This is a genomic window from Bacteroidia bacterium (assembly GCA_040880525.1).
Taxonomy (GTDB): Bacteria; Bacteroidota; Bacteroidia; order CAILMK01; family JBBDIG01; genus JBBDIG01.
This window is the reverse complement of record JBBDIG010000013.1, coordinates 1-11584: the sequence shown is the minus strand read 5'-3', so window position 1 is coordinate 11584 and position 11584 is coordinate 1. Positions and strand designations below refer to the sequence as shown.

Sequence of the window (11584 nt, the reverse complement as noted above, 5' to 3'; positions counted from 1 at the left end):
AATTTTATGGATAAGTAAAAGCAGGAGAAATGCACCTCTCAGACAGCATTATTCTCCCTTTACCAATTGATAGTTTTATCATCAGCAAATTTAATTGCGGTGCAGCCGCAGGCGTGGTAAAAGAGCCGCGCTCTGCCTCAGATGTAAGACTTTGGAAAATGTACCGGAGCTGAATAATGATTTGCCTGAAAAAGGAATGGAAATATTCTATTATTCTGGCTCCGGCATGTTATTTTGTAATTACCGGAAACGGGCAATATCATGGTTGCCGGGAGCATTTCAATACTTATTCTACGTCTCTTTGCCGGTATTTCGATTAATTAATCAGGAGAATCCTTACATCAGGAATTTTAATTTACGCTCAATGGAGCATCACAACCTCCGGAAAGGCGACTTTCCTGAGCCGCACAAGCATTTCCTATCTTTGACGCCATAATTTAGAATGATGATAAAAATGAAAAAATCCTGGTTGCTTATATGTCTTCTGATCATTTCTTCCACGGCTGCTGCTCAGGTGCCAACCGGAAATTCTCCCGGAGATCTGTTGCTTGCCATGAAGAAAATGAATCAACTCGTCAGCGTGCTTTACATCGCTGCGCATCCTGATGATGAAAACACACGATTGCTCTCATATCTTGCTTCTGAGAAACTGGCGCGTACCGGATACCTCAGTCTTACCAGAGGTGATGGCGGCCAGAATCTTATCGGCAATGAAAAAGGGGATCTGCTGGGCCTTATCCGTACGCAGGAACTGCTGGCTGCACGCAGGCTGGACGGGGCCGAGCAATTCTTTACACGCGCAGTTGACTTCGGCTACTCCAAGACTTCAGAAGAAACTTTCAGCAAATGGGGCTACGACTCTATATTGAATGATGTGGTGTGGGTGATAAGAAAGTTCAGGCCGGATATCATTATTACGCGGTTCCCAACCAATAACTATGGAGGCCACGGACACCACAGTGCTTCCGCCATCCTGGCCGAAGAAGCATTCCATGCTGCCGCTGATCCTGAGAGGTTCCCGGAGCATTTCGAGTTTGTGGAAGTATGGAAAACAAAAAGACTCTTAATGAACTCCAGCACGTGGTGGTTCCCTGAAATCCGCGAAAAGGCCAAAACCTCTGATTCGATCCTGACAGTGGATGTGGGAACATACAATCCGCTGTTGGGGCAGTCCTACGCAGAAGTGGCGGCCAGGAGCCGGAGTCAGCATAAGAGCCAGGGTTTTGGAGCTTCACGGCAATTCGGCACGCAAGAGGAATATCTCACGCTGGTTAAAGGAAAGCTCCCTGAGAATGACATTTTTGACGGAATCAAAACTTCCTGGGGCCGGATAAAAGGGGGGAAGGAAATAGAGAAACAGATCGCTGACGCTATTGAAAAGTACGATCCTGCAAGGCCGGAGGAAATACTGCCTCAACTTCTTGCAGCATATAGTGCTATAGAAAAACTCCCGGATATGTATTGGAAACGCGTAAAAGAGCGTGATTTAAAATTGATTATTGCCCAGGCTGCCGGCTTGTTCATGGAAGCACGCGCAGAAGACAAAGTGGCAGCAACCGGTTCAGAATTAGAGGTAAACCTGTTTATCGTACACCGGGCTGATATTCCGGCCAGAGTTTCCGGGTTTCAATATAAAATGGAAGACAAAACCATTGCTGCTGGAACTGCCCCTGAAGAGGGTGAATTAAGCTACAATATTCCTATAGAAATTAAAACGCAGCTTTCGATCCCGGAGGATGCGTCTCCTTCAAACCCATATTGGCTGGAACAGGCTTCCGGCACGGGGCTATTTAATGTAGCCTGGCCCACTGACCCCAGCCGGCCCGAAGGCGAAGCGGCAGTTATGGTAAATGTTGACCTGAACATTGGAGCTCAGAATATATCTTATGAGTTGCCTGTGGTGTATAAATCCACTGACAGGGTGCGTGGCGAACTGAGTCAGGATCTCGAAGTGACTCCGGCCGTTATGATCAACGTTGCCGCTAACTCTTACATCTTTTCCAATAATGAACCCCGCAACGTGGACTTGCTGATAAAGGCAGGCCGTGATCTGGAGCAGGAGCTTAGGGTGAAGCTGGAACTGCCAAAAGGCTGGCGTGCAGAGCCCGAGACACAGCAGGTGATGATGGGTACAAAGGGTGATGAACAGCGCACTTCGTTTCAGGTATTTCCGCCAGAGGGAGCCTCTACAGGTACGCTCACCGCCAGCGTTGAAACGGGTGCAGGAAATGGCATAAGCACCTTTTCGCGTGGATATCAGGTGATAGCGTATGATCACATTCCTACCCAAACGCTTTTTCCAAAGGCGGAGGCAAAGCTGGTGAAGCTGGACCTGAAGATTGAAGGACGGAATATCGGGTATATCACAGGATCAGGTGACGAAATCCCGGAGAGCCTGCGGCAGGTAGGCTACAACGTGGTATTGCTAACCGATGAGGAAATTGAGAACGGAGACCTTTCAGAATACGATGCAATAATTGTCGGGATCCGTGCTTTCAATACGCGCGAACGCCTGGCTTTTCAGCATGACCGGCTTATGGAATATGTAGAACAAGGCGGCACTTTCATCGTGCAGTACAACACAAACCGCGGACTTGTTACGGAAGACATCGGACCTTTTCCTTTCCGCATTTCCCGCGACCGTATCACGGTAGAAGAAGCGGAATTGACCGTACAGCATCCGGAGCATCCTATTTTCAATGTTCCCAATAAAATAAGCATCAATGATCTGGAAGGATGGGTGCAGGAACGGGGATTATATTTTGCGGATGAATGGAATGAAAATTATCAAGCTCTGCTGAAGGGCCAGGATCCGGATGAGGAGCCAACGGAAGGTGCGCTCCTCTACACCCGGCATGGTAAGGGCGCATTTATTTATACCGGACTTGCTTTTTTCCGTCAGTTGCCTGCCGGAGTGCCAGGTGCTTACCGGCTCTTTGCAAATATGATCGCAGCCGAATAATCGCATTGCGCCTGGCAGTTTATTTATTTAAAACAGGAAAGGAATAATATAAGGAATGAAAGAGGAACTCAGGAGAATGAAGCAAAGCGTAATACTGCCGGCTGCGTTTGTTCTGCTTATCTGGCTCATTATGCTTGTGGCCTGGGTATTCGATCTCAGCTATGGAGGAATGGGCGTTTATCCGCGCCATCTCAGCGGAATCACCGGAATTCTTACATACCCATTTTTCCACGGAAGTTGGGGGCATTTGGCTGCCAATACCATCCCTGTTTTTGTGCTCAGCACCTCCATCATTTATTTTTATCGTCCGGTAGAAATGCGCATTCTTTTATTTATTTACCTCATTAGCGGTGGCCTGCTTTGGCTGGTTGGACGGGAGGTGCATCATATCGGAGCCAGCGGGCTTATCTACGGTTTTGCAGGCTTCCTTATGTTCAGCGGAATTATGCGCAGGAACATGCGGCTGCTGGCCCTTTCGCTGCTGATGTTCTTTTTATACGGTGGCATTTTCTGGGGCGTTCTCCCGGCTGATCCGCAGGTTTCATGGGAAGGGCATCTCAGCGGACTTATTACCGGGATTGTTGCGGCTTTTGTTTTTAGAAAAAGGGGGCCTGATGATGACCGGCATCCGTGGCAAGACCAGGAGCCTGATGAAGAATCCGTTCCCTATTGGGATCATAACCGCTATTTTCCATCAAAGAAAGTTGGCGTTCGCAATGAGGAATGAACAAGGAAATGTAATTTCTTACACAATGAATTTTCATAATATTTCAATATGCGTGGATTTACGTATAGTTGAAGCTTAAAATTTGCTAAAACTTGCGAGGCAGTTAGTTCACAATCAAAACCCAAATTATTTTGAGATTAAGGATCATCACTACGCTTAGCGGAATATTTATCATTGTTGCAGCCTACTTTGTTTTATTTAATGAGGATAATGCTCAGCAACTTGCCCCTTCAGCAGAGGACAAAATCTTCGAACCGGAATGCTATCATGAACCTGAGCGGATCTATGGATTCAACCTCGATTCTTTTGATGTGCATCATGCCCTGGTTCAGCGAAATGAGAATCTCTCCGTAATTCTTTCCTCGTTTAATATCAGCAGCTCGCTGATCCATTCACTGGCCACCGGAAGCCGTGAAGTTTTTGACGTAAGAAAAATTGTTTCAGGCAGGCCTTACTGTATTCTGACCTCAAAGGATTCGGTGCAAAGCGCATCTTATTTTATTTATGAAAAAGACCCGGTCAATTATGTGGTTTGTGAACTTTCGGAAAGAGGAAAAATAACTGAATTTAAAAAAGAAGTAACTACAAAAGAGCGCACAGCGGCAGGGATCATTGAATCATCGCTCTATGAAACGCTTCAGGATTATGACGTCAGCCCTGCGATGGCCATAAAACTTTCAGAAGTGTATGCCTGGTCAATTGACTTCTACCGCCTTCAGAAAAATGATAAATTTAAAGTAGTATTTGAGCAGGATTATGTAGAGGATAAACCCGTGGGTTTAGGAAGAATTAAAACTGCCTTGTTTGAGCATGCCGGAAAAGAATTTTACGCTTATTCTTTTGAGCAGAATGAGGGAATTGATTTCTTCGATGAAAATGCGGAGAGCCTGCGCAAAGCATTCCTGAAAGCACCTTTGAAGTTCAGCCGCATCAGCAGCCGCTATACCATGAAGCGTTTTCACCCGGTGCAAAAGCGCTGGAAAGCCCACCTCGGCACCGACTATGCCGCACCCACCGGTACTCCCATTTATACGGTAGGCGATGGCGTAATTACCGAAGCCTCATATAATGGCGGGAATGGACGATATGTAAAAGTTCGGCATAACGGCACTTATACAACTCAATATCTGCACATGAGCAAAATTGCCAACGGCATAAAACCCGGAAAGCATGTGAGCCAGGGAGAGGTCATTGGCTATGTGGGCAGTACGGGCCTCGCTACCGGGCCGCATCTCTGCTTCCGGTTTTGGAAAAATGGCCGCCAGGTAGATCCGTTCAGGGAAGAGATCCCGCCTTCTGAACCGGTAAATCCTGAAAATACGGAGCGTTACCAGCAGGTAATGGAAGCTTACAATCAGCAACTTGACGGCATTCAATACGAGCGCAAACCTGCTGAACAACAAGAGCTGATCACCACCAAAGATGCAGCCGGGAAACCCAGGAGCTAATTTGTAGTGCGAGTGTATTTGTCGTTTTTTATTTATTTCGATAAGTAATAATTATTTTTCCGGAACAGGCAAATCTGAGCTTTTTTAGTATTCTGTAAATGAAAATATCGCTTCGCAGTTTTCGAATTGCAGAGCACGTGGTTTTAAATTATAGCTCCTTTAAACCCGAAAGTTTGGAGATAAGCCGGGACTGACGATTGAGGTTGCAGAAGTGTTATTTGATAAAGTTCTTTATGAAATGAAACCCTTAAAGCTTCTGTTTCTCATTTTTTTATTCTTGTCAGTTGCAGGCACTTTTTACCAGGTCTTTTTTAATGTACCGCAACTGGAGCAGATTGATCTCCGGAACCGTATTGTCGCCTCCAGACTCACTGAAACCGGGCATTCGCCTTACCACTATAAATGGAAGCCGGGCGATAGCCAGCGATTGCTGAACCGAAGAGAATTCACTACCGGGTTTTCAGAAATGCCTGTTACCTACACCACGGTATCACCTTCCGTACTCCTGATTCATCAGCCACTAAGCAAATTTAATTATCTGGTAATTAAAAATATTTGGTTGTGGTTGCAACTTGCATTTTTGCTTTTTATGATTTTATGGTTCGCTTATACTTCAGAAAGAGGAAATGAGGCTTTGAAAATATGGGTTCTGTTTACAGGGTGCTTATTCAGCATTGGCTTCGCCTGGCACTTGCATCTTTCAGTAGGCCAGTTTTATATTATTTATCCATTTATAATGACGCTTGCTTTTGCTTCCGCCATTTGTGATAAAAAGGTATTGAAATTTGCAGGTGGTTTTCTGGCAGGCATGGCAATATTATTCCGGCCTTCTTTTGCTATATTTTTCCTTCCATTTATTTTTAACAGGCAGTATTTAATGCTTGTGGGCGCGCTTTCTGGTGTGGCCACAGGTATTTTAATTTTTGTGCTGCCCTATATTATTCTGTGGGAACAATACCTTGACGCTATGAAATTCTGGGCCACTTATAATATACTTGGCGGTGGAAATTTGAGCGGCCTTTCTACACCGCAATGGTTGCCCGATACGGTGGAAGGGTTCTCGCCTTCTGAGGGCTCACCCTTTCGGGGAAGAATTGAGAATACTTCGATCCAGTATCTTTTTTTCAAATTTGCGAATATTGAGCTGACTTCAATTTATTTGACCGGTATGTTATTTTTAGTTATTTCCAGCGTATTCATTTTTTTAAGGAAAAGACTATTCCGGCTTTCCATTACCGGGATATTTTTATTGGGCGCTTGCCTGGTGATCGTCTCAGATTTCTTCCTCCCAGCTCCAAGAATGCCATACAACGCTGTGCAATGGATATTCCCGCTTTTGCTGGTCTCTATGTATTTTAAGAGGAATTTCAACTACATAAATATACTCATTGTGAGCGGCCTGGTACTAAATCTGTCGTCAGTCTGGTGGTTACAATATAACATGTGGCTGGGCGAAATTTTAATATTTTCAGGAATCCTATTATTTATTAAAGAGGATGACTCAGAACTTGTAAAATCCATAACGGCTTGAAAATCGAATTTCAATCATATTGATTATAATCCCATAAATATTTGGAAGGGAACAACAAAATTTGTTTCTGCTGTTTGCTATTAAAATTAAAAATTATTCAACATGATGAAAGCAGTGCTTTTCTCCTTTTTGCTTCTTTTACCTTTTGCCGGGACGCGGGAATCGGTGTATGACTTTACGATGGAAGATATTGACGGCAGGGAAGTGAAACTGGATACATTCGAAGGCAAAGTGCTGGTGATCGTAAATGTGGCCAGCAAATGCGGCCTTACGCCACAGTACGAAGAATTGCAGCAGTTTTATGAAACCTACAAAGACAGGGAGGTAGTGGTGCTGGGATTTCCGGCCAATAACTTTCTGGGGCAGGAACCCGGCACTGATAGCGAGATCAGGCAATTTTGCTCTGAAAACTATGGCGTTACGTTTCCGATGTTCAGCAAGATTTCAGTTAAGGGAAAGGATCAGCATCCGCTTTACGAATACCTGACGCAGAAAAAAAAGAACGGAGTTCTGGACGCGCCTGTAAAATGGAATTTTCAGAAATTCCTTGTGGATAAAAACGGGAAAGTGCGCCAGGCCGTGGAACCTAAAAAGTCAATTTTGGACCCGGAAGTGATCCAGGCTGTGGAGACATTGATGGAGGAGTAGCGGCTATGGATTCCAAATCAGGATAGCGAAGTAAATCTCTGGATGCTGTTGTTTCAATGCTGTTCCCTCACCTCCCAAAACCGCTAACTTCGCGGCTTCAAAATCTGAGAAGCGATCAATGGAAATCAGCAAGAAATATGTGATGGTAGTGGGGCTGGAGGTGCATGCGCAATTGCTTACGAAGAGCAAAGCTTTTGCACCTGACCCGAATTTATACGGAAGCCCTCCAAACACCAACGTAAGCCCGATAACGCTGGGCCATCCGGGTACATTGCCGCAGCCCAACAGGATGAGCCTGGAACTGGCCCTGCGAATGGGAATAGCATTGAAATGTACGATCAATCGCCACACCCACTTTGCACGAAAAAACTACTTTTACGCTGACCTGCCAAAGGGCTATCAGATCACCCAATTTCCACTGCCGGTCTGTACGGATGGGCAGATTACCATAAAAGATGCTGATGGAAACCCGAAGAATATTTTTATTGAGAAGATCATTCTTGAGGAAGATTCGGGCAAGAGCATCCATGATATTGATCCCTTTTCTTCGCTGGTGGATCTGAACCGGGCAGGCGTACCGCTTATCGAGATCGTTACCGGCCCGGATATGCGCCACCCGAAAGAGGCTTATAATTACCTGACTGAAATACGCAAACTGGTGCGCTACCTGGATATTTGCGATGGCAACATGGAAGAAGGTTCTTTGCGCTGCGATGCCAATGTTTCCCTGCGCCCACGTGGGCAAAAGGAACTCGGAACTAAGGTAGAGGTGAAAAACATGAACAGCATCCGGCACGTACAGAGAGCACTGGAATACGAGATTGAACGTCAGCAAACAGCGCTTGAGAATGGCGAACCCATCTATCAGGAAACCCGGAATTTTGATGCTGTAACGGGAACAACCGTTTCAATGCGGGGTAAGGAAATGGCCCACGATTACCGCTATTTTCCAGAGCCGGATATTCCCCCAATTGTCATTTCGCTGGAGCAGATAAGTAAGGTGGAAGAGACAATGCCTGAACTGCCGGCAGCCCTCCACGAAAAATTCATTGCCGAGTATGGGCTGAGCGAGTATGATGCTACCATTCTTACCTCGGAGAAGAATTTTGCCCATTATTTTATGGAAGTAATTGAAGATACAGAACAATATAAAGCCGCCACCAACTGGATGATAGGGCCCGTTCGATCCTACACGAATGAGCAGGGAATTGATATTTCAGAATTCATGCTGAAACCGGCACAAATAGCCGAACTTGTGGAACTTGTGGAGGCTGGCAAGATGAATTTCTCTATCGCTTCCACCCGCCTTTTTTCTGAATTAATGAAAAATCCTGAAGTGGATCCTGAACGGCTGGCAGAGCAAATGAATCTTATACAGGAGGGTGATGAGGATCTTATCCGGAAAATAACCCGCGATGCTATTGCAAAGTATCCGCAAAAGGCAGCAGACTACCGGGCCGGCAAAAAAAACCTACTCGGCATGTTTATGGGAGAAATAATGCGTGCCAGCAAGGGCAAGGCAGATCCTAAAAAGGCCAGTCGCATATTGACTGAGGAACTGGAAAACCAAGAATAAGGTTTGACTTTTTTCAATTTAAAAATTAAGAACATGTATTTAATAAGAATATTAACGCTCTCTGTAGTCGCCATTTTTTGTTTGAATTCCTGTGATGGCGATGGGAATAATGAAAACCGGGAGTATGATGGATTTGAGAAGAAATATGATGGTGAGGTTCAGCAAAACAGTGATGAATCCGCAGGCAACCAACCGGCTCCTACTTTTACGGATGGCAGTTCTGAGAATGTGGTGATTTACGGAAAGACAGAAGGACAGCTTGATTTGCCCAACAATCCAAACCTGCCGGGCCGGAAGCTTGAGGGTGAATATCTGGATTTTGTCATTGAAGGGTATCTCTTCAATGGCGCCAACCTGGAACTGATCATTGATGAACTGGACGGAACCAGCATTAATCCGCTGCAGACTACCGTGGTGAATGAGGATGACTACTTCAGGTTTGAGGGCAGCCATAAAGCCCCGACTCTTTACCAGCTTCGAACGCCAACCGGAGTTATTCATCTCCTTGTGGTTTCAGGAAATATCATGGTAGAAACCACATATCCCAGAATTGGCGACTATACGCTTTCCGGTGGTGGGGCAACGGAATCGCAGCATTTGCTGGAAATGTATAACCTGCTGAACCTGTCAAATGAAAAAGCAGAGGCTATACAACAGCGAATGGATAATTTAACCAATAACAAGCTTATTATTCAGATGTACGATTCACTGCCAATTATCAATGCTGAAGTGCGCAATTTTAAAAGCCGCACACTCAAAGAATTTATTCGTGAAATAGACAAATCGCTGGTGGCACCGCTCACCGCCATGCGGCTGGATGTAGCTACTAATATAGATTTCCTGGATTCGCTCAACAGAAAGTTCAATAAGCTATATCCCGGCAATCAATTCGTGAGGCAACTGGACGATAAAATTTCTCCTTATATCATGACGGCTGCGGGCAAGGATGCTCCGAATATTGTACTGCAAACGCAGAATGAAAAGCCGCTGGAATTGAAGTCTCTCCGGGGAAAATTGGTGCTGATAGACTTCTGGGCCTCTTGGTGCAAGCCATGCCGCGCGCAGAATCCTGATATGGTGAAAATGTACCAGCGCTACCACAACCGTGGTTTTGAAATATATGGCGTGAGCTTCGACAAGGATAAGGATGAGTGGAGGCAGGCGATAAAGGAAGACGGCCTGCCGTGGGTACAGGTAAATGACCCTTTGGGATTGGAAGAATCGCCTCTTGTGAATGTGTATTTAATAAGCGGAATTCCAAAAACAATATTGGTAGATCGTGATGGGAAAATCGTGGCGAAAGATCTTCCTAAGGCGGAGCTTGAGCAGGCAATCAAGAAATATTTGTAGCCGGAATGGCAAAACGCATTTCCTCGCTCAGTGAAATTATCCTGTTCGAGAATGAGCATCTGATGGTCGTGAATAAACCACCCCATCTCAGTTCTCTGGACGAGAGGAGCGGAGGCACCTATAATTTGTTGGGCCTCGCAAGGAAATATGTTTCCACTGCGCAGCTTTGCCACCGGCTTGACAAAGAGACTTCGGGTGCTTTGGTGATCGCAAAAACTTCTGAAACCTATCGCCATATTTCGCTTCAGTTTCAGAACCGGCAGGTGCGCAAACTTTATCATGCTGTTGTTTCCGGTGTGCTGAGTTTTGGGAATGAAGAAATGGAAATACAGTTGCCACTCACTGCAATAAAGGGCAAGGCCCGGATTGATAAGCATAAAGGCAAACCGGCTGTAACGATTGTCCGTCCTAAAGAAAACTTCCGGCATTTTACGCTGTGCGAATGTCAACCGCTTACGGGCCGGTTCCACCAGATCCGTATCCATTTATCGGCAGTAAAAGCACCCATCGTATCGGATATACTTTACGATGGCACTTTGCCCATGCTGAGCAAACTAAAGCGGAAATATCATCATGGCCAGGAAAAAGAGGAGAGGCCCATAATGCAGCGGGTGGCGCTCCATGCACACACTTTGGAGTTTACTGACCCTGAAGCCAAAGCCATAGCGGTGGAAGCGCCATATCCTGATGACTTTGCTACCTTGATGAAACTCCTGAGGAAGTACGATTCCCTATAGTTCAATGAGGGGGGAAAGGGCGGGCTGACTTCAGGTTACAGTTCAAGTAAAACTGCTGATTTAACCAACCGAACTGCCACTTTTGGATTGGTGCTGTTAGCTGAGGTTATTCTTTGTTCTCCAATATTTCTAATAGTTTTGGGTTCAAGTATAGTTTCTCTTTTCCCACTTTCTCTGATTTCAAAAATCCTTTTTCTTCCAACGCCATCAAGTAATTTCCGACTGTCTTTAGGTTTCCGATATTTTCATCAAGCAAGTGTTGGCGCTTGGTGTAAGGTAAACGGAATAAAATCTCAATCAAGTCTTTTGAATAAACGTTTGGTAATTTCCCCCGCTAGCGCGCGTTTAGCGAAGCGTAACGCGTACAGTCCTTGGATTTTCAGGACGAGACAGCTCGTGATTACCCGCATTATTTCAGCAAAGGAAGGCATGTGCTAATTTTGAGAGTGAAACCGGGCAAAGCCCTACCTGCATATTTCGTCACTTGGCAGAGCCAAGCGACTGAGTAAGGAAGCACCACCCAGGCCTGCACTTGACTGGAAATCCCTTTCCCTCCAACGCCTGGACTACGATCCTGACCTGTGCCTCTATTGCAAAAAGGGGCA

The 11584-nt window shown here is 45.6% G+C and carries 10 protein-coding genes and 1 pseudogene; 10 read left to right on the top strand and 1 reads right to left on the bottom strand.

Annotated elements, in window-relative coordinates:
- Positions 1 to 29 precede the first annotated feature (29 nt).
- The 10 genes from WD077_02280 (at position 30) to WD077_02235 (ending at position 10979) form a co-directional block, all read left to right on the top strand.
- On the top strand, positions 30 to 173 hold the full coding sequence (locus WD077_02280) for a hypothetical protein (GenBank protein MEX0966038.1): 144 nt from the start codon (positions 30 to 32) through the stop codon (positions 171 to 173).
- Between the two features lie 23 nt (positions 174 to 196).
- Positions 197 to 436: a hypothetical protein gene (locus WD077_02275; protein MEX0966037.1), complete on the top strand. Its 240-nt coding sequence runs from the start codon at positions 197 to 199 to the stop codon at positions 434 to 436.
- An 18-nt stretch (positions 437 to 454) separates the two neighbouring features.
- Positions 455 to 2962: a PIG-L family deacetylase gene (locus tag WD077_02270; protein MEX0966036.1), complete on the top strand. Its 2508-nt coding sequence runs from the start codon at positions 455 to 457 to the stop codon at positions 2960 to 2962.
- Between the two features lie 55 nt (positions 2963 to 3017).
- Complete coding sequence (locus WD077_02265) at positions 3018 to 3689, top strand: rhomboid family intramembrane serine protease (GenBank protein ID MEX0966035.1); 672 nt, start codon at positions 3018 to 3020, stop codon at positions 3687 to 3689.
- 131 nt (positions 3690 to 3820) lie between these two features.
- Complete coding sequence (locus WD077_02260; protein ID MEX0966034.1) at positions 3821 to 5137, top strand: peptidoglycan DD-metalloendopeptidase family protein; 1317 nt, start codon at positions 3821 to 3823, stop codon at positions 5135 to 5137.
- Between the two features lie 238 nt (positions 5138 to 5375).
- On the top strand, positions 5376 to 6668 hold the full coding sequence (locus tag WD077_02255; GenBank protein MEX0966033.1) for a hypothetical protein: 1293 nt from the start codon (positions 5376 to 5378) through the stop codon (positions 6666 to 6668).
- Positions 6669 to 6773: 105 nt separating this feature from the next.
- Complete coding sequence (locus tag WD077_02250; GenBank protein ID MEX0966032.1) at positions 6774 to 7316, top strand: glutathione peroxidase; 543 nt, start codon at positions 6774 to 6776, stop codon at positions 7314 to 7316.
- A 118-nt stretch (positions 7317 to 7434) separates the two neighbouring features.
- Positions 7435 to 8892 carry an Asp-tRNA(Asn)/Glu-tRNA(Gln) amidotransferase subunit GatB gene (gatB, locus tag WD077_02245; GenBank protein MEX0966031.1) on the top strand — a complete coding sequence of 486 codons (1458 nt, stop codon included), beginning with the start codon at positions 7435 to 7437 and terminating at the stop codon, positions 8890 to 8892.
- A 33-nt stretch (positions 8893 to 8925) separates the two neighbouring features.
- Complete coding sequence (locus tag WD077_02240) at positions 8926 to 10242, top strand: TlpA disulfide reductase family protein (GenBank protein ID MEX0966030.1); 1317 nt, start codon at positions 8926 to 8928, stop codon at positions 10240 to 10242.
- 5 nt (positions 10243 to 10247) lie between these two features.
- Positions 10248 to 10979: an RluA family pseudouridine synthase gene (locus WD077_02235; protein MEX0966029.1), complete on the top strand. Its 732-nt coding sequence runs from the start codon at positions 10248 to 10250 to the stop codon at positions 10977 to 10979.
- A 106-nt stretch (positions 10980 to 11085) separates the two neighbouring features.
- Here WD077_02235 and WD077_02230 read toward each other — a convergent pair.
- Positions 11086 to 11298: pseudogene (locus WD077_02230) on the bottom strand (Fic family protein).
- Positions 11299 to 11584 lie beyond the last annotated feature (286 nt).